At 72.5% G+C, this 16,005-nt stretch carries 21 protein-coding genes; 13 read left to right on the top strand and 8 right to left on the bottom strand.

Translation table 11 applies throughout. The features are described from left to right. Positions 1-16 precede the first annotated feature (16 nt). The 6 genes from ACIQMJ_RS03835 to ACIQMJ_RS03810 all read left to right on the top strand — a co-directional run bounded on the left by ACIQMJ_RS03835 (position 17) and on the right by ACIQMJ_RS03810 (position 3,683). On the top strand, positions 17-871 hold the full coding sequence (locus ACIQMJ_RS03835) for a helix-turn-helix domain-containing protein (protein WP_499759471.1): 855 nt from the start codon (positions 17-19) through the stop codon (positions 869-871). After that, positions 871-1,053, top strand: coding sequence for a DUF397 domain-containing protein (locus tag ACIQMJ_RS03830; protein WP_499759470.1), 183 nt, complete (start codon positions 871-873; stop codon positions 1,051-1,053). The genes ACIQMJ_RS03835 and ACIQMJ_RS03830 overlap by 1 nt, the downstream gene beginning before the upstream one ends. A gap of 69 nt (positions 1,054-1,122) precedes the next feature. Next, on the top strand, positions 1,123-1,278 hold the full coding sequence (sp36, locus tag ACIQMJ_RS03825; protein ID WP_121223613.1) for a Sp36 family protein: 156 nt from the start codon (positions 1,123-1,125) through the stop codon (positions 1,276-1,278). Further along, positions 1,275-1,733 (top strand): RidA family protein, encoded by a 459-nt coding sequence (locus ACIQMJ_RS03820; RefSeq protein ID WP_499759469.1) that lies wholly within the window; start codon positions 1,275-1,277, stop codon positions 1,731-1,733. The genes sp36 and ACIQMJ_RS03820 overlap by 4 nt, the downstream gene beginning before the upstream one ends. 1 nt (position 1,734) lies before the next feature. Then, entirely contained in the window at positions 1,735-2,337 is a 603-nt protein-coding gene (locus ACIQMJ_RS03815; RefSeq protein ID WP_499759468.1) for a hypothetical protein, read from the top strand. A gap of 92 nt (positions 2,338-2,429) precedes the next feature. Beyond that, on the top strand, positions 2,430-3,683 hold the full coding sequence (locus ACIQMJ_RS03810) for a hypothetical protein (RefSeq protein WP_499759467.1): 1,254 nt from the start codon (positions 2,430-2,432) through the stop codon (positions 3,681-3,683). Here the strand turns inward: ACIQMJ_RS03810 and ACIQMJ_RS03805 are convergent. Genes ACIQMJ_RS03805 through ACIQMJ_RS03795 form a run of 3 tightly spaced genes read right to left on the bottom strand, consistent with a single transcriptional unit; the run spans position 3,680 to position 5,984 of the window. Continuing rightward, entirely contained in the window at positions 3,680-4,723 is a 1,044-nt protein-coding gene (locus ACIQMJ_RS03805) for a tetratricopeptide repeat protein (RefSeq protein WP_499759466.1), read from the bottom strand. The two genes, ACIQMJ_RS03810 and ACIQMJ_RS03805, sit on opposite strands and share 4 nt — an antisense overlap. Beyond that, positions 4,720-5,619 (bottom strand): Gfo/Idh/MocA family protein, encoded by a 900-nt coding sequence (locus tag ACIQMJ_RS03800; RefSeq protein WP_499759465.1) that lies wholly within the window; start codon positions 5,617-5,619, stop codon positions 4,720-4,722. The genes ACIQMJ_RS03805 and ACIQMJ_RS03800 overlap by 4 nt, the downstream gene beginning before the upstream one ends. 8 nt (positions 5,620-5,627) lie before the next feature. Beyond that, a complete protein-coding gene (locus tag ACIQMJ_RS03795) occupies positions 5,628-5,984 on the bottom strand; it encodes a hypothetical protein (RefSeq protein WP_499759464.1) in 357 nt (118 codons plus the stop codon). 67 nt (positions 5,985-6,051) lie between these two features. Between ACIQMJ_RS03795 and ACIQMJ_RS03790 the strand changes: the two genes are divergently transcribed. Next, entirely contained in the window at positions 6,052-6,816 is a 765-nt protein-coding gene (locus ACIQMJ_RS03790) for an NUDIX hydrolase (protein WP_499760239.1), read from the top strand. Then, positions 6,813-7,586, top strand: a complete 774-nt coding sequence (locus ACIQMJ_RS03785) for an MBL fold metallo-hydrolase (protein WP_499759463.1) — start codon at positions 6,813-6,815, stop codon at positions 7,584-7,586. Before ACIQMJ_RS03790 ends, ACIQMJ_RS03785 begins: the two co-directional genes overlap by 4 nt. On the opposite strand, the gene ACIQMJ_RS03780 is transcribed toward ACIQMJ_RS03785, so the two are convergent. Next, the gene (locus tag ACIQMJ_RS03780; RefSeq protein ID WP_499759462.1) at positions 7,572-7,865 is read right to left on the bottom strand and encodes a YybH family protein; all 294 of its coding nucleotides are present in this window, start codon (positions 7,863-7,865) and stop codon (positions 7,572-7,574) included. The two genes, ACIQMJ_RS03785 and ACIQMJ_RS03780, sit on opposite strands and share 15 nt — an antisense overlap. Positions 7,866-7,905: 40 nt before the next feature. Between ACIQMJ_RS03780 and ACIQMJ_RS03775 the strand changes: the two genes are divergently transcribed. Further along, positions 7,906-8,328 (top strand): winged helix-turn-helix transcriptional regulator, encoded by a 423-nt coding sequence (locus ACIQMJ_RS03775; RefSeq protein WP_499759461.1) that lies wholly within the window; start codon positions 7,906-7,908, stop codon positions 8,326-8,328. A 250-nt stretch (positions 8,329-8,578) separates the two neighbouring features. Here the strand turns inward: ACIQMJ_RS03775 and dnaN are convergent, their stop codons facing one another. The 4 genes from dnaN to ACIQMJ_RS03755 form a co-directional block, all read right to left on the bottom strand. Beyond that, on the bottom strand, positions 8,579-9,685 hold the full coding sequence (dnaN, locus tag ACIQMJ_RS03770; RefSeq protein ID WP_499759460.1) for a DNA polymerase III subunit beta: 1,107 nt from the start codon (positions 9,683-9,685) through the stop codon (positions 8,579-8,581). Positions 9,686-9,716: 31 nt separating this feature from the next. Next, complete coding sequence (locus ACIQMJ_RS03765) at positions 9,717-10,952, bottom strand: MFS transporter (protein WP_499759459.1); 1,236 nt, start codon at positions 10,950-10,952, stop codon at positions 9,717-9,719. Positions 10,953-11,384: 432 nt separating this feature from the next. Next, on the bottom strand, positions 11,385-12,059 hold the full coding sequence (locus tag ACIQMJ_RS03760) for a Crp/Fnr family transcriptional regulator (RefSeq protein ID WP_033441932.1): 675 nt from the start codon (positions 12,057-12,059) through the stop codon (positions 11,385-11,387). 197 nt (positions 12,060-12,256) lie between these two features. Next, the gene (locus ACIQMJ_RS03755; RefSeq protein ID WP_015097743.1) at positions 12,257-12,508 is read right to left on the bottom strand and encodes a hypothetical protein; all 252 of its coding nucleotides are present in this window, start codon (positions 12,506-12,508) and stop codon (positions 12,257-12,259) included. Between the two features lie 274 nt (positions 12,509-12,782). On the opposite strand from ACIQMJ_RS03755, the gene nth reads away from it, so the two are divergent. Genes nth through ACIQMJ_RS03735 form a run of 4 tightly spaced genes read left to right on the top strand, consistent with a single transcriptional unit; the run spans position 12,783 to position 16,002 of the window. After that, a complete protein-coding gene (gene nth, locus ACIQMJ_RS03750; protein ID WP_499759458.1) occupies positions 12,783-13,550 on the top strand; it encodes an endonuclease III in 768 nt (255 codons plus the stop codon). Then, the gene (locus tag ACIQMJ_RS03745) at positions 13,547-14,149 is read left to right on the top strand and encodes a TlpA family protein disulfide reductase (RefSeq protein WP_499759457.1); all 603 of its coding nucleotides are present in this window, start codon (positions 13,547-13,549) and stop codon (positions 14,147-14,149) included. The genes nth and ACIQMJ_RS03745 overlap by 4 nt, the downstream gene beginning before the upstream one ends. Continuing rightward, complete coding sequence (locus ACIQMJ_RS03740; RefSeq protein ID WP_499759456.1) at positions 14,146-14,814, top strand: NUDIX hydrolase; 669 nt, start codon at positions 14,146-14,148, stop codon at positions 14,812-14,814. The genes ACIQMJ_RS03745 and ACIQMJ_RS03740 overlap by 4 nt, the downstream gene beginning before the upstream one ends. Beyond that, a complete protein-coding gene (locus tag ACIQMJ_RS03735; protein ID WP_499759455.1) occupies positions 14,815-16,002 on the top strand; it encodes a MarP family serine protease in 1,188 nt (395 codons plus the stop codon). The last annotated feature ends 3 nt before the right edge of the window (positions 16,003-16,005 follow it).

Here is a 16,005-nt window from a genome sequence, read left to right as displayed (position 1 = left end):
TGGTTAAGGTGATCGAATGGCTATCGGCTCGACGCGGGGCAAGCGCCGCCTCGGACGTCACATCCGCCCGATCCTGGACAGGTCCGGTCTGAAGGTGGACGAGGTGGTCAAGCAGTCGCGCGTGTCCCGCCCGACGATCACCCGGATGCTGTCCGGCGAGGCTTTGGCGCGCTGGCCCGCGCTGTCGATGGTGCTCGACGTCATCGGCGCGACCCCGGAGGAGAAGACCCGGGCGCTCCAGCTCTGGGAGGTCGCGGATGTCGACCCGTACGCCATCGAGCACGCCCGTGACCTGCCCGCCGGCTACAAGCGGTTCCGGATGGACGAGCTGGAAGCCGTCCGCGAGCGCACGCTCGACTCGGCGTTGGTCCCCGGCCTGCTCCAGACCGCCGGCTACGCCGAGGCGGTAGCGCGGGCCACCCACCGACAGATCATCGGGGACAGCTGGGACTCGCAGGCGGCCGCGGAGCGGTTGGACCGGCAGGGCGCGCTGACCAGGGCGAACCCGATCGAGTACCACGCGCTGATCGACGAGACCGCACTGCACCGGCTGGTGGGTGGCGCGGAGGTCATGCGGGAGCAGTTGGACCACCTCGTCGCGATGGCCGACCGGCCGAACGTGACCATCCGGGTGCTGCCCTACTCGGTCGGGGCCTACGGCGCGCAGGCCGGGGCGGTGTTCCTGCTGGACTTCGCCGAGTCGGACGAACCGCGTGCCGCCTACGTGGAGGCATTGACCGGCATGGTTCCCGTGGAAGATGAGGAGGCCGAGGTGTTGTCGGCGGTCTGGGACGACGCCGCGCGCCTGGCGCTCGCGGAAGAGGGCTCCGTGAGCCTCATCAGAGCAGTACGGGACGCGCTAGGAGACTGATGATCAACCAGGCTTGGCGGAAGAGCAGCCGCAGTGGTTCCTCTGCCCAGTGCGTCGAGTTGGCGGTGACGGACCGGGTCACGGGGGTGCGGGACACCAAGAACCGGGACGGCGGGACGTTGGTGTTCGGGGCGAAGGCGTTCGCCGCATTCCTCGCGGATGTGAAGCGGGCTCAAGTCTGAGCACGGCGTGACACGAATGGGGGTACTCGGACGGGTGCCCCCGTTCATCGTCCCGCTAGGCTGCGGCCCATGCAGAAGTGGGAGTACGCGACCGTCCCGCTGTTGATCCACGCCACCAAGGCGATCCTGGACCAGTGGGGTGAGGACGGCTGGGAGCTGGTCACCGTGCTGCCGAACCCGAGCGGTGAGCAGCACGTCGCCTACCTGAAGCGGCCCAAGGCATGAGCTGGACGGCACGTCTGGCCGAGTTGGGCATCGCGCTGCCCGAGGTCGCGGCCCCGGTCGCGGCCTACGTGCCCGCCGTGCGCACCGGTCAGCTCGTCTACACGTCCGGGCAGCTGCCCTTCGTCCAGGGCTCCCTCGCGGCCACCGGCAAGGTCGGCGGCGACGTCAGCCCCGAAGAGGCGAAGGCCCACGCCCGCACGTGCGCGCTGAACGCGTTGGCAGCCATCGACGCGCTGGTCGGCCTGGACTCGGTCGTCCGCGTCGTGAAGCTGGTCGGGTTCGTCGCCTCCGCCGACGGCTTCACCGGCCAGCCCGCCGTGGTCAACGGGGCGTCCGACCTGATCGGCGAGGTGTTCGGCGAGGCCGGGCAGCACGCGAGGTCCGCCGTCGGCGTCGCCGAGTTGCCGCTGGGCGCGCCGGTCGAGGTGGAGCTGATCGTCGAGATCGGGGAGTGAGATGTCGGACACGTGCCACGAGCTGCTGCTGAGGCTGGCCGGGCGGCTGCCCGACGACCTGCTGTGGAGGTTCCGCGACTGGGCCGCCACGGACGCCGTCGCGGTGCTCGCACGGGCCCTGCCGCGCACGTTGCTGCACGACCGGATCGGTCTGACCGACTACGAGCAGCACCTGCTGGCCGACGCCCTCGTGCCGCACGGCGCCGACCGGTCCACGATCAGTTCTGTCAAAGGGCTGGACGAACTGCCCGAATCCGGCTACACCTTCTCCCCGGAATCACCCGATCGGGTGTCGATGAGTGATTCCGCGACCGTGGTGCTCGGAGCGACCTTGCGGGGACGCCTCGGGGTCGGCGAAGTCCGGTCCTCGTGGCGGCTGGGCGGGGGCGAACCCAGGAGGCTGATCCTGGTCACCGCCACGACCGGCGAAGCCCGGTTGACCGGTGAGCTCCAGCGGGTGCTGCGGGCGCTCGGCGAGCACGACCCCTGCGTGGAGGTCCTGCCCGCCGGACTGGACCTGCCGCCCTACCACCGGGCGGCGTTGGCGGCATCGGAGCTGGTGTGCACCGGCGCTGAGGCCGACGGGCACCTGGTGCCCGTATAGAGCTCGGCGCTCCCGCGCGAGCCGGAAGGAGAACAGGCGTGACGAACGACGGAGTGGGACTCCCCGTCCGTTTACACGACCTCCTGTTGGCGTTGGCCGGACGTGTCGACGACGACGCGTTGACCCAGGCTCGGGAGCTGCTGGCGGTCGCCGAGCTGGACAGAGCCGTGGAGCTGGTCGTCGGCTGCCTGCTGGCCGGTCGCATCCCGGTGTCCTCGGAGGAGCGCCACGAGCTCGGCTGGCTGCTGGGCGAGGTCCGCTCCGACCGGTCGCTGGCCGACAAGCTGTTCGCGGTGGAGCGGGTGCCGGTGGTCAAGCACCGGTTCAGCGTCGACTCCGACCCGGCCGAGGGCCTCGGTGACGTGCTGGGCAAGACCATGTCGGTGCTGCCGGACGTGCGCGGTGTCCGCGCCACGTGGCGGTCCAGCCCGGCCGGCGCGACGCCCGGACCGCTGCCGCAGCGCGTCGTCCTGGTCGACATCGGCCCGTCGGGCTTCGCGCCCGCGACCGCGTACCGGGTGGACACCGTGCTGCGCAAGGCGGGCATCCGCGCGGCGGTCGAGGTGCTGACCGTGGGCACCCAGCTCGGCGAGTACCACGCGGCGGCCGTGACGACCGCGCGCGAGGTGTTCTTCCCGTCCGGGTCCACCAGCCCCCAGCCACCACCGGACTCGGCCACGTGGTTCGACGGTGAACCGCGGGGCCAGGCACCGGTGGTCGAGCCGGAACCGGTGCCGGTGGAACCCCAGAACGGCTCCAAGTCACGTCGGGCGCGCGTCGAGTCGTACGAGGGCGCGCAGCCGTTCCCGCCGAAGCCGGTGAAGCGGTTGCCGGTGCGCGAGCCGGTCGAGGACGTCCGTGTCGAGGACGTGCACGTGGAAGAGGTCCGCGCGGAGGACATCCGGGTGGACGACGTTCGCGTGGACGACGTTCGCGTGGACGAGATCCGGGCGGACGACGTTCGCGTGGACGAGCCGGAGGTGCGGGTCGAGGAGGTTCCCGTCGTCCAGGAGGCGCCCGCCGAGGTGCCGCCGGTCGTCGAGGAGCGGCCTCCCGCGCCGGTGTTCGCGTTCCCGGACGACCACCCGCTGTCGCGGGCCGAGGTCACCACGGAGCTCGGGCCGGACGACCTGGCCGCGTTGCAGGCCGCGTTGGCGGACGGGCAGCCGCCCGCCGCCGTGCAGCTGCCGCCGACCGTGGACGCCAAGCTCAGCGACCGGGAACGGGCGTTGTTGCAGCAGCTGCACGAGGAGCTGGCGCAGCGGGAGCAGCAGTCGTGGCCGGGTGGCGGCCCCGAGTTCGTCAACGGGGTGCCGAAGCCGACGAACGGCAAGTACCCCGGCTAGAGGTTCTTGAGGTTGTGCACGAGCTCGGCCCTGTCGTCCCTGCCGAGGGGGCGGTAGGGCCGAGCCGCTTTCCGGTCCGTGGCGGCCTCGATGCGGCGGCGGACCGGGTCGTCGGCGGGGAGTTCCCGGACTTCGAGTCCCTCCTCGGCCCACGCGGCGGCGTGCGCGTCGCCCCGGTGCTGCCGCAAGGCCCTGAGCTGGTCGAACAGGCGGGCTTGGGTCGTGTCGCCGGTGTGGGCGGCGCTCATCGGGTGGTCCACCGGCGGGACGGTGATCGACGGCGGTGACGGCCACAGGTCGGCGGCGGCCCTCGTGTGTGCCTCGTTGACCACCTCCAGGAACGCGCGGCACCGCTGGGTGGCGCTGACCTGGTCGTCCGCCACCACCAGCCAGTCGGTGTCGGCCAGCGCGGCGTCGAGGTGCGGGTGGTAGCGGTGCACGTCCTTCACGGCCTGCAACGGCATCGGGCCGTGGGCGAGGACGCTCGCCAGGTCGGCCAGGACCGGCGCGTGCGGCGGACGTTCGCCGTGCAGGTAACGCACGCCGTGCCGATGCACCGCCGGGATCAGCCGGTGCAGCTCCACAGCGACCTCGGCGGCCGTGGCGCAAGCGTTTGCCGCGTCCAGCGCCAGCTCGCTGGACGCCCGCAGTTCCGGATCTTCACGCAGGTCCAGGGCGGCTTGGAAGTGCCGTTCGGCGGCACGCCAGTCGCCCTGGTCGTAGCGCGACTTGCCCGCGTGCTGGTGGGCGAAGTGACCGAGCCGGTCGTCCCCGAACAGCTCCGCGAACGCCCGATCCGCCTCGGCGAACCGGCCCTGCCACTGGTGCACGTGCGCCAACCGCAGCCGCGTCGCCGGCGTGTCGTCGGCCTGCCGGAACGCGTGCTCCGCCTCGTCCAGGCGCAGGAGCAGGCGCGCGGCCAGGCCGACCTCCGTCCACTCCTCGTGCGTGGACGGCCGCTGCCGGTCCAACCAGGCCGATAACCCCTCCGGATCTTCGGGAACCTCGCGCAACGTCTCCGGGTCGATCCGGTACTTCACGCCTCCGCCTTCCGCCGGGCCAGGTCGATGATCCGCTGCAGGTGCAGGCCACGGCGCACGTCCAGCGGGTGCTCGGTCGTGCCGCTGTCGACCATGGCCACGAAGTCGTCCAGCAGGTTCGTGAACGCCTGCAACGCGGTCGTGCCCCGGTCGGCCAGCACCCGGTGGCCGTGCTCGCCGTAGACGATCACCTCGGCGATCGCCGGGTTCAACGGCAGCTTCATGGTCATCGTGGCCACGCTCGTCGCGCCGCCCTCGTGCCGGAACACGATCTGCCACAGGCCGTGCTCGGACTCGTTCGCGGCGACGACGTCGACGATCGTGCCCAGGGTGGCGTCGAGCAGGTCGAACGCGTGCGGACCGATGTCGTCCAACGGGCCCCGCTCGTGCCGCCACGGCGAGTTGGAGAACGGACCGCCGAGGAGCGCTCCGGTCAACCAGCGCGCGCTGCCGCCCACCCAACCGCCCTGCTGCTCGAACTGGGCCAGTTGTTCACGGGTTTCCGGGGCGTAGCGCTTGGTCAGGACCACGAGGGACGCGACGCCGTTCGCCTCGACGGCGTCGGCGAGCCGTTCCGCGTCCTCCAGGGTGCCCGCGATCGGCTTCTCCAGGATCAGGTGCTTGCCCTGCTCGGCGGCCCGGGTGGCGATCTCGGCCTGCACCTCCGGCGGCACGGCGAACGCGACCGCGTCGACCTCCGAGATCAGGTCCTGCGGGGTCTTCGCGACGGTCGCGCCGTGCGCCGCGGCCAGCTCGGCGGCGGCCTCCTCGCGGCGGGCCCAGATCGTGGTCAGGCGGGTGCCCGGGTGGTCGGCGATGCCCGGTGCGTGCACCATGGTCGCCCACGGGCCGGCACCGATGAGTCCTACGCGCAGCTGTTCGTCCACTTGGCCCATCCTGCCTTTCATCGGCCGCCGACGTAACTCGATTCAGGCACGAAGATCCGACCACCGCGGTCGAACCTCAGCTCCACGCCGCCCGGCTGCCGGTCGACCTCCGGAGCGGTGCCCCAGCCGTTCGGGATCGTGACGACGTGGCCGTGGTCGGGAGACTGGCCCAGCCACACCTCGTGGTCCGTGCCGCCGATCAGGCTGGAGCGCTCCTTGACGTAGACGTTCGGTGTGCCCTCGTTCGTGCTGGTCACCGAGGTGCTGGGGAGGAAGAGGAGGACGGCGGCCGTTGCCGTGAGGCCCGTGCCGACGATCGCGCCGACGACGAACAGCAGGACGTTGATCAGGCAGCCTTTGCGCGTGGTGTCCACACGCGGATGATCCTCGTAGGCTCGGGTCGTGCGCGAACTCCCCGAGGATCTGGTGCTGCCCGGACACATGGCGCCCGTGGACTTCACCGGGCCGCCGGTCCAGCCGCGTGACGCGGCGACCGTGGTGCTGGTGCGTGACGGCGCGGCCGGGCTGGAGGCGTTCCTGCTGCGGCGGGTGGCCGGGATGGCGTTCGCCGGGGGGATGACCGTGTTCCCCGGCGGCGGGGTCGACCCGCGTGACGCGGACACGTCGGTGGCGTGGAGCGGGCCGCCGCCGTCGTGGTGGGCGTCGCGGTTCGGGTGCTCGGTGGAACTGGCGACGGCGCTGGTGTGCGCGGCGGTGCGGGAGACGTTCGAGGAGTCCGGGGTGCTGCTGGCCGGGCCTTCGCCGTCCTCGGTGGTCGGGGACACCGGCGTGTTCGCCTCGGCGCGGGCGGCGCTGGTGGCGCGGGAGCTGTCGTTGGCGCAGTTCCTGGCGGCGGAGGGGTTGGTGCTGCGGGCCGACCTGCTGCGGCCGTGGGCGAACTGGTTGACGCCGGTGGAGGAGCCGCGCCGGTACGACACGTACTTCTTCGTGGCCGTGCTGCCGTCGGGGCAGCGGGCGGACGGGGCGACCACGGAGGCGTCGGACGCGGCGTGGCAGCGGCCGGCGGACGCGATGGCGGAGTGGAAGGCCGGGCGGCGGGCGTTGATGCCGCCCACTTGGGTGACGTTGGCGGAGTTGGACGAGCTGGGGTCGGTGGCGGCGGTGCTCGCGGAGCCTCGGACGGTGTCGAAGGTGATCCCGAAGCTGGTGCGGGAGGGTGACGTGCTGCGGGTGGTCGTGCCGTGAGCGGGTTGGCGTACGGGGTGTTGCGGGAGGTCACGCCCACGGCTTCGGTGCTGTTGGCGGAGAACCCCGGGGTGATGACGTTGGACGGCACGAACACCTGGGTGTTGCGGGCTCCGGGGGCGGCGTCGTGCGTGGTCGTCGATCCGGGGCCGGCCGATCCGGTGCACCTGGGGCGGATCGCGGCGCAGGCGCCGGTGGAGGTCGTGCTGCTGACGCACGGTCATCCTGATCATTCGGAAGGCGCACGTTCGTTCGGGCGACAGGTGGATGCGCCCGTGCGGTCGGTCGACCCGGCGTTCCGGTTGGGCGGGGAGGGGTTGGCGGAGGGCGACGTGATCTCGGCGGCCGGGTTGTCGATCCGCGTGTTGCCGACGCCGGGGCACACGGCGGACTCGGTGTGCTTCCTGCTGGACGACGCGGTGTTGACGGGGGATACGGTGCTCGGGCGGGGGACGACGGTGGTGGCCCATCCGGATGGGCGGCTCGGTGACTACCTGGAGTCGTTGCGGCTGTTGACCACGCTTCCGGTGGGCACGATCGGGTTGCCGGGGCACGGGCCGGAGCTGCCGGACGTGGTGGCGGCGGCCGGGGGGTACCTGGTGCACCGGGAGCAGCGGTTGGCGCAGGTCCGGGCGGCGGTGGCGGCGTTGGGCGGCGCGCCCACGGCCCGTGAGGTGGTCGAGGTGGTGTACGCCGACGTGGACCGGTCGTTGTGGCCGGCGGCGGAGTGGTCGGTGCGGGCGCAGCTGGAGTACCTACGCGACGCCTGACGGGTTGTCGATCGCATACCGCCAACCACCGTCGGGGCCGCGGCGGGCGACGTCGGTGGCCGTGCCGGTGACGTCGCCGATGCTCCAGTCGACGATCAGCAGGGCCAGATCACCCCGCGTGATCACCTTTCGGGTGACGACGGTCATCTTTTCGGTGAGCTGGAGGTGCCCGGCCAGCTCGTCCGGCTGAGCACCGGGCTCGTAGAGGGCACTCGGGTCGCCGTCGTTGAAGGCTGCGGCGAACAGGGTGGGCAACTCTTCCGGGGTACGCGCGATCATGCGGGGGACGCTAGGAGGACGCTGCGTGACCAACCAAACGGTGAGTACCGCACTCCCCGCCGCCGCCGCCACTGCTGCTGCCGCCGCCGCTGCCGGCGCCGCCCTGACCGCGGGCACCTCACCCGGCGCGTGGTCAGGTGATCCCCACGGCGAAGTCGACCGCCCGGTCCCGACGTGCCCGGTCGAGGTGACGTTGCGGGCGCTGCGCGGCCGGTGGACGACGTTGGTGGTGCGGGAGTTGTTCGCGGGTGAGCGGACGTTCGGCGACCTGGCTACCGCGCTGCCGGCGTTGTCGGACAAGGTGCTCAGCGACCGGCTCGCCCAGCTCGCCGCGAGCGGCGTCGTGGTGCGGGTGCGCGAGCCGGGATGGCCCAGCCGGGTGCGCTACTCGCTCACGGCCCGTGGGCAGGCGTTGCGGGACGTCCTGGAGGCCATGTGGGCCTGGGGTGCCGACGCGACGTAGACCGGCCGCTCGCGGGCCGCTGGGTCGGAGCTGACGGCGACCGGCGACCGGCGACCGGCGACCGGCGACCGGCGACCGGCGGCCGGCGACCGGCGGCTCACGCGCTGGCGGTGAGGGCCTGGGCACCGGTGGGTGGTGGCTCCTGGGGTGGGTGGTCGGGTGGTTGAGGCGGGGCTGCTCGTTTTAACCGAGGTGGGGTAACGGTGTTTCCGTACATTTTCGGGGCAGGTTCACCCGATCGGGGTGCGAGTTACGAGACGGTTCGGAGGGGAACCACCAGGTAGGTCAGTTCCACGCCGTCGTCGCCCGGTTGGCTCGTCAGCACGGTCGAGCGCAGACCGTCCTGGATTCGCAGTTCGACGCGGCGGCCTCCGAAGGCGCGCAGGGCGTCGGCCAGGTACCTCGCCTGGAAGGTCTTGGTCACCCGATTGCCGTCGATCGTGGCCTTGATCGACTCCTCCGACTCGCCGCTCTGCGGGTCGCTGCCCCGCACCCGCAGCTCGCCGTCGTCCACCTGGATGGTGACCGAACCGTGCGGCCCGGCGTACGGGACCGCCCGGCGCACCGCGCCGGCCAGCACATCGGCCTCCACCACCACCGTGCTGTCGATGACCGCCTCCAACAACTTCCGCACTCGATCGTCGGGGAACGGCGCCGCCAGCAGCGCCGTGCTCACGCTCCCGCCCGGCCACGACAGGGCGATCCGGTCCACGTCCGCGTGCACCGTGACCTCCGCCGCCCGGTCCGGTTGGCGGGACGCCTCGGCCAGCACCACGGCCGGCGCCAGCACGTCCAGCTCCCCCGCCGGCGCCCACGGTAGCGAGGCGAACGCCATCCGGTAGCGGTCGGTGGCGATCAGTTCCAGACGACCGCCCGGGGCGCTGTGCATCCGCACCCCGGTGAACACCGGCAGCGCGTCGTCCTTCGACGCGGCCGACGAGACCGGGGTCAGGGCGGCGGTCAGGGTACTGGCCGGCAGCACGCCGGTGGCGGGCGGCAGGGGTGGGATGCCCGGGTGGGAGGCCAGGTCCAGCAACGGGAGGGCGAAGCGGGCCGTGGACGTGCGCACGGCCAGGCGCGAGCCCTCCACCACCAGGCGCACCTGGGGGTCTTCCAGGCTGCGGAGCGTCTCGGCCAGCGGCCGGGCCGGGACGACGACCGCGCCGTCGGTGTGCACGGTCGCGGCGCGGGTCAGGCGGACCGCGTGCTCGCGGTCGCTGCCCGCCAGCTCGACCTCGCCGCCGGCGGCGCGCAGCACCAGGCCCGCCAGCACCGGGTCGTAGACCCTCGTGGGGAGCAGGCGGGCGACGTCGGCAGCGGCGGCGGCGAGGTCGGTGGTGGTGGCGGTCAGGTCCATGCCGGAGAAGCTAGACCCGACCACCGACAATTCACGGTGCGACGAGGGCGAGGTCGTCCTGGCGCGCGGGGACGCCGGCCGCGACCGTGCCGCGGAAGACCCACACGAGCGCTGCGATCACCAGGCCGGAGGCCGCCGCCGCGACGAACGCCACGCCGGTGCCGTAGACCTCGACCAGCTGGCCGCTCGCGGACTGGCCGATCGCCAAGCCGACGGTCACCGCCGTCACCACCCAGCCGAACGCCTCGGTGGCCGTCCCGGCGGGCGCGACCTGCTCGATCGCGGCCGAGTGGGTGGTGGCCTGCGGGGTGATCAGGGTGCCGACCACGAACAGCGCGGCGCCCAGGCCGACCAGCGTCGCGGGCACGGCGAGCAGCAGCGACAGCAGCGCGAACCCGCCCAGCAGCACGGGCAGCCGCAGGTGCATCGCCCGCGGGAACGGCTTCATCGAGTACAGGATGCCGAACAGCACCGAGCTGACCGACCACAGGCTCAGCAGCAGACCGCCCATGCCGACGTGACCGGCCTGGGCCGCCGCGGCGGGCACGGCCACCTCGATGAACCCGATGGTCACGCCGAAGCCCAACGCCGCCAACGCGACCGTGCGCATCCCGGGTGACGCCAGCGCGCCGAGCAGGTTCCGGCTCATCGCCGCCGGGCGGACGCCGCGCACGGTCGGGTTCAGCGCGAACCACAGCGCGCCGACCGCCATCGACGCCGCGCCGATCACCACGCCGGTGCCGGCCCACGGGGCCGTGACGAGGAGCCCGGCCAGGCCGGGGCCGAGGATGAAGAACACCTCCATGCTGATCGCCTCGTAGGCGTACCCGGCCAGTCGCGCGGACCCGGCGGGCAGCACGTGCGACCACAGGGCGCGGGACGCGGAGCCGACCATGGGCTCGGTGATCCCGACCAGGAACGCGACCGGCACGAGCACGGCCAGCGTCGCGCCCGCCTCGACCGCGCTGATCGCCAGCGCCACGAACACCGCGAACAGCGACACCGCGCCGAGCAGCGGCCGGGTCGGTCCGAGGCGGTCCATCAGCCTGCCCTGCACGATCGACCCGACCGCGACGCCCACCAGCGACGACGCCGACACCAGGCCCGCCGCGGCGAACGAGCCGGTCTCGCGCTGCACGTACAGCAGCAGCGACAGGCCGACCATCGCGATCGGGAGGCGGGCGAGCAGGGACGCGACCACGGGGCCGCGCATGCCGGGGGTGGTGAGGGCGGTGCGGTAGTCGGAGAGGCGGGCAGAGTGGGACATGCGTACCAGTATGCCTCGCACTGGTACGCCCGTACCAGTCACTACCTGGTGTGATCCGTCACCGGCGCGAAAACGGTCTTGAGCCGTCCACCCGCTGGGAGTGCGTTGCAGTTCGATTACAACAATGGGATGACCGGGTGAAACCACACCGAGAAAGCGCTGAACAGAGGGTCCTTGAGGGTGAACGGGCTTGAGTTGCGGGGGAGGTGGCGTGCGATCGTGGAAGCAGCCACCGCCAAGCCACCGCCACCCCGTTTCGGGTGTGGTCGCAGCGGGTAACCAAGCCTCCTTCCGGCGCCACGAGGGTCGGGGCCTGCGGGTGCCGGAGGTGTGGAAGGCGCGGTCTGTCGGGGGATGGGCCGTGCGGCAACAAGACCGGTGCGCCGCGTCGGGGGCGGCGCCCGGTCTTGTTGTTCTTCCTGGGGTCCTCGCTCAGCGAGCGCGGCGGGCCAGCCGCTCCGGGTCCAGGATCAGCACGCTCTTGCCCTCCAGCCGCAGCCAACCGCGGTGGGCGAAGTCGGCCAGGGCCTTGTTCACCGTCTCGCGCGAGGCGCCCACGAACTGGGCGATCTCCTCCTGCGTCAGGTCGTGCGTGACCCGCAGCAGACCGGCCTCCTGGCTGCCGAAGCGCTGCGCGAGCTGCAACAACGCCTTGGCCACGCGGCCGGGCACGTCGGTGAAGATCAGGTCGGCCAGCATGGAGTTCGTCCGGCGCAGCCTGCGGGCCAACGCCCTCAGCAGCTGCTCGGCGATCTCCGGCCGGTTGGTGATCCACTGCCGCAGTGCTGGGCGGTCCATGCTGACCGCGCGCACTTCGGTCACCGTGGTGGCGGTGGACGTGCGCGGACCGGGGTCGAAGATCGACAGCTCGCCGAACATGTCGGACGGGCCGAAGATCCCCAACAGGTTCTCCCGGCCGTCCGGCGACTTGCGGCCGATCTTCACCTTGCCGGACTGGATGATGTAGAGCCGGTCACCCGGCTCGCCTTCCGCGAAGATCACGTGGCCACGCGGGAATTCAACAGACTCCAGCGTCTGCGCCAGCGCCTCCGCTGCGGCCTGTTCAACCCCCTGGAAAATGCCCGCGCGGGCCAGGGTCTCGTCCACCTCGTCCCTCCTGTCGAGACGCGGCGGCATGGTTGAGCGCGTTCCGCCTTCTGGCGGATCAGCGCCTGCCGCCGATCACTGAGTGCAGTCTAAGGGCTGTGGTCGGGATCGCCTTTCGGCGCGCCGTCCACGCAGCCCGGACAGCCCGATAAGGCCCGCGGGGGATTGACCCCGTGGGCCTGCACGGTCCTTCCCGCTTAGCGGCGGGTGCGCCGCTGACGCAGGTTCCTGGCACGACCGCCCAGCCTGCGCAGCCGGAACAGTTCCAGCGCGCGGCCGATGCCGTGCCCGTAGAGCGCCCTGACCTCGTCGGGGCGGGCCGACTCCAGGAACTCCTCGACCTCGTCCTCCTGCACGGCGACGTGCCGGAGGCGAGCTTCCACGCGCTCCATGAAGAGCGCGAAGAACATGATCACGATCGGAACGGCGATGACGAACCAGGCAGTCATGATGGCTCCGATCCTTGCGCATCCGGTTCGGCGCGCGGTCAAGGGGGGTCACTCCGGCGTGTCGGTTCGAGGTCGCCCGGTCGTGCATGCGGTTGGTCAAAGGACGTGTGCGGTCGGCCGGTGGTTGCTTGCCCACGATCGTCGCGGTTCAAACGGGGAGCCGCCCGCCGGGACGTATCCCCCGCGAGGGTGGGACTTCACCGCCCGCCGGGCCGACGGACGGAGCCGCAGACCGAGCCGCCGCCCACCCGCCGCCGGCCAGTAATCTCGTCGCATGGCCAAGAGCGCGGTGAAGCAGCCGGAGACGAGGCTGGGTCTGGTCCGCCGCGCGCGTCGGATGGTCCGGGTCCTCGGTCAGGGCTACCCGGACGCGCACTGCGAGCTCGACTTCGCCGACCCGTTGCAGCTCCTGGTGGCGGTCGTGCTGTCGGCGCAGACGACGGACGTCCGCGTGAACCAGGTCACGCCCGCGTTGTTCCGGCGGTACCGGACAGCGGCCGACTACGCCTCCGCCGACCGCGCCGAGCTGGAGGAGCTGATCCGGCCGACCGGCTTCTACCGCAACAAGGCGACCTCGCTGATCGGGCTGGGTTCCGCGCTGGTGGAGCGGTTCGGCGGCGAGGTCCCCGGCCGGTTGTCGGACCTGGTCACGCTGCCCGGCGTCGGCCGCAAGACCGCGAACGTGGTGCTGGGTGACGCTTTCGGTGTGCCCGGGATCACGGTCGACACCCACTTCGGCCGGCTGGTCCGCCGCTGGGGCTGGACGCAGGAGGAGGACCCGGTCAAGGTCGAGCACGCGATCGGCGCGCTGGTCGAGCGCAAGGAGTGGACCCTGCTCTCGCACCGCACGATCTTCCACGGCCGCCGCGTGTGCCACGCCCGCACGCCCGCCTGCGGCGCCTGCCTGCTCGCCCCGCTGTGCCCGTCCTACGGCATCGGCCAGGTCGACCCGGTCAAGGCGCAGAAGCTGGTGAAGGGCGACGAGGCGCCGCACCTGATCGAGCTCGCCGAACGCGTGCGGGCGGGGGAGAAGCTGGCGTGAGCGCGGCAGCGCGGTGGGCCGTCGTCGTCCTGGTGGTGGCGGTGGCGGGTGCCGTCGCGCTGTGGCCCCGCTCACCCGAAGCGCCCGAGCAGGGCGCGATCCCGACCCGGACCGCGCCCACCGTCGACCTCGACGCGGCCCGCGGCAAGGCCGCGCTCAGGCCGTGCCCCCGGGCCGCGCCGGACGCGCCCGGACCGCAGCTGCTGCGCGGTGTCACGGTGACGTGCCTGGCCGACGGGCGCCCGGTCGACGTGGCGTCCACCGTCACGGGGCCCGCTGTGGTGAACTTCTGGGCCACCTGGTGCGGTCCCTGCCAGGAAGAGCTGAAGGTCCTCGACGCCTACGCGCAGGAACCCGGCGCGGTCCCGGTGGTCGCGGTGCTGGTGGAGAGCAAGGAGGCGGACGGTCTGGAGCTGCTGGCGAAGCTCGGCGTGCGCCTGCCCGCGGTCGCGGATCCGGCCGACGGGGTGCGCGCGGCCGTCCGGACGCCCCGGACGCTGCCGACGAGCTACGTCGTCGGGGCCGACGGCTCCCTGACCCAGGTCACCGATCCCGTCGTGTTCAAGTCGGTCGAGCAGGTGCGCGAGGTGGTCGGATGACGGCGCTGGTCACTCCGGACGACGTTCCCGCGTGGATGGGCGGGCTGGTCGAGGCCACCGCCGAGATCGACGCCCGCGCCTTCACCCGGATCAAGCCGCCGCCCGACGGCAGCGGCCGTCCCGCCGCCGTGCTCATGCTGTTCGGCGAAGGCCGGGACGGGCCGGACGTGCTGCTGCTGCGGCGCGCCGACACGCTCGGCTCGCACCCCGGCCAGGTCGCGTTCCCCGGCGGCGCGGCCGACCCGACCGACGACGGGCCGGTGGACACGGCGCTGCGCGAGGCGTACGAGGAGACCGGCGTGCTGCGCGAGGGCGTGCGGCCGGTCGCCACGCTGCCCCGGCTGTACGTGCCGGTGTCCGGGTTCGTCGTCACGCCGGTGCTGGCGCACTGGGACACGCCGTCGCCGGTCGCGCCCGTGGACCCGGCCGAGACCGCCGCCGTGGCGCGGGTGCCGATCGCGCACCTCGCCGACCCGGCCAACCGGTTCCGGGTGAGCCACTCGTCCGGCTACGTCGGACCCGCGTTCTCCGCGCCCGGCATGCTGGTGTGGGGCTTCACGGCCGGCCTGCTCGACGGCCTGCTCACCCTGGGCGGGTGGGCCCGGCCGTGGGACACCTCGGACGTGCGCGACCTGGACCTGGCCCTGCGAGCGGTGGAGGTCTGAGTGAACTGGGTCGACCTGCTCGTGCTGGCGCTGGCCGCCTTCGCCGCGGTCTCCGGCGCCCGGCAGGGCATGGTCGTGGCGCTGCCCGCGTTCGTCGGCGTGCTCATCGGCCTGGTGCTGGGCACGCAGCTCGCGCCGCTGGTCGTCAGCCAGTTCGACAACGTGGTGACCAAGGTCGTGTTCGCGGTCGGCATCGTGGTGCTGCTGGTGGCGCTGGGCGAGACGCTGGGCGTCTACATCGGCCGCGGCATCAAGCCCAGGGTGAACTCCAGCCCGTTGCGGGGCGTGGACAACGCGCTCGGCGCGATCGTGCAGAGCGCGGTGGTGTTCGTGGTGGCGTGGATGATCGCGCTGCCGCTGACCATGGTCGCGGGCCTGCCGTCGCTGGCGAAGTCGCTCAACCAGTCGGTGATCCTGTCCACCGTCGACGACATCATGCCGCCCGCCGCCCGGACGCTGGCCGACGACCTGCAGAACCTGTTCGACGTGTCCGGCTTCCCGGCCGCGATGGACCCGTTCGACCGGACCCCGTTGCGGGAGGTCGGCCCGCCGGACCCGGCGCTGAGCGGGAACCCGATCGTGCGCAGGCTGGAGCCCAGCGTGCTGAAGGTGCGCGGGCGCGCCCCGTCGTGCTCGCGGGCGTTGGAGGGCACGGGTTTCGTCATCGCGCCGGAACGGGTCATGACGAACGCGCACGTGGTCGCGGGCACCACGGACGTGACGGTGGAGGTCGGCGTCGGCGAGTTCGACGCCACGGTCGTGCACTACGACGCGCAGACCGACATCGCGATCCTGGCCGTGCCGGACCTGGAGGCCACGCCGCTGGAGTTCCGCACCGACGAGATCGCGCCGGGCGAGGACGGGATCGTGCTCGGCTACCCGCTGGACGGGCCGTACACGGCGTCCGAGGCGCGGGTGCGCGAGCGGATCAGGATGCTGCGGGGGCCGGACATCTACGACGCGCAGGCCGTGACGCGGGACGTGTACACGGTGCGGGCGAAGGTGCGCAGCGGTAACTCCGGCGGGCCGCTGGTCGACCCGCAGGGCCGGGTGATGGGCGTGGTGTTCGGCGCGGCCGTGGACGACCAGGAGACCGGGTTCGTGCTCACGGCCGACGAGGTCGCGGAGGAAGTGGCGAAGGCGCCGACGATGGTGCGCCGGGCGTCCACCCAGACCTGCGCGTCCTGACGC

It is taken from the genome of Actinosynnema sp. NPDC091369, from assembly GCF_044757065.1.
Taxonomy (GTDB): domain Bacteria; phylum Actinomycetota; class Actinomycetes; order Mycobacteriales; family Pseudonocardiaceae; genus Actinosynnema.
The sequence above is the reverse complement of the archived record's forward strand: the minus strand, read 5'-3'. Positions and strand labels throughout refer to the sequence as shown.

What these genes read in the sequence shown, in the direction of transcription:
- ACIQMJ_RS03835 (WP_499759471.1), top strand. Translation starts at nt 17, where the DNA reads ATGGCTATCGGCTCGACGCGGGGCAAGCGCCGCCTCGGACGTCACATC.
- ACIQMJ_RS03830 (WP_499759470.1), top strand. Translation starts at nt 871, where the DNA reads ATGATCAACCAGGCTTGGCGGAAGAGCAGCCGCAGTGGTTCCTCTGCC.
- sp36 (WP_121223613.1), top strand. Translation starts at nt 1,123, where the DNA reads ATGCAGAAGTGGGAGTACGCGACCGTCCCGCTGTTGATCCACGCCACC.
- ACIQMJ_RS03820 (WP_499759469.1), top strand. Translation starts at nt 1,275, where the DNA reads ATGAGCTGGACGGCACGTCTGGCCGAGTTGGGCATCGCGCTGCCCGAG.
- ACIQMJ_RS03815 (WP_499759468.1), top strand. Translation starts at nt 1,735, where the DNA reads ATGTCGGACACGTGCCACGAGCTGCTGCTGAGGCTGGCCGGGCGGCTG.
- ACIQMJ_RS03800 (WP_499759465.1), bottom strand. Translation starts at nt 5,619, where the DNA reads ATGGGCCAAGTGGACGAACAGCTGCGCGTAGGACTCATCGGTGCCGGC.
- ACIQMJ_RS03790 (WP_499760239.1), top strand. Translation starts at nt 6,052, where the DNA reads ATGGCGCCCGTGGACTTCACCGGGCCGCCGGTCCAGCCGCGTGACGCG.
- ACIQMJ_RS03780 (WP_499759462.1), bottom strand. Translation starts at nt 7,865, where the DNA reads ATGATCGCGCGTACCCCGGAAGAGTTGCCCACCCTGTTCGCCGCAGCC.
- dnaN (WP_499759460.1), bottom strand. Translation starts at nt 9,685, where the DNA reads ATGGACCTGACCGCCACCACCACCGACCTCGCCGCCGCCGCTGCCGAC.
- ACIQMJ_RS03765 (WP_499759459.1), bottom strand. Translation starts at nt 10,952, where the DNA reads ATGTCCCACTCTGCCCGCCTCTCCGACTACCGCACCGCCCTCACCACC.
- ACIQMJ_RS03755 (WP_015097743.1), bottom strand. Translation starts at nt 12,508, where the DNA reads ATGACTGCCTGGTTCGTCATCGCCGTTCCGATCGTGATCATGTTCTTC.
- nth (WP_499759458.1), top strand. Translation starts at nt 12,783, where the DNA reads ATGGCCAAGAGCGCGGTGAAGCAGCCGGAGACGAGGCTGGGTCTGGTC.
- ACIQMJ_RS03740 (WP_499759456.1), top strand. Translation starts at nt 14,146, where the DNA reads ATGACGGCGCTGGTCACTCCGGACGACGTTCCCGCGTGGATGGGCGGG.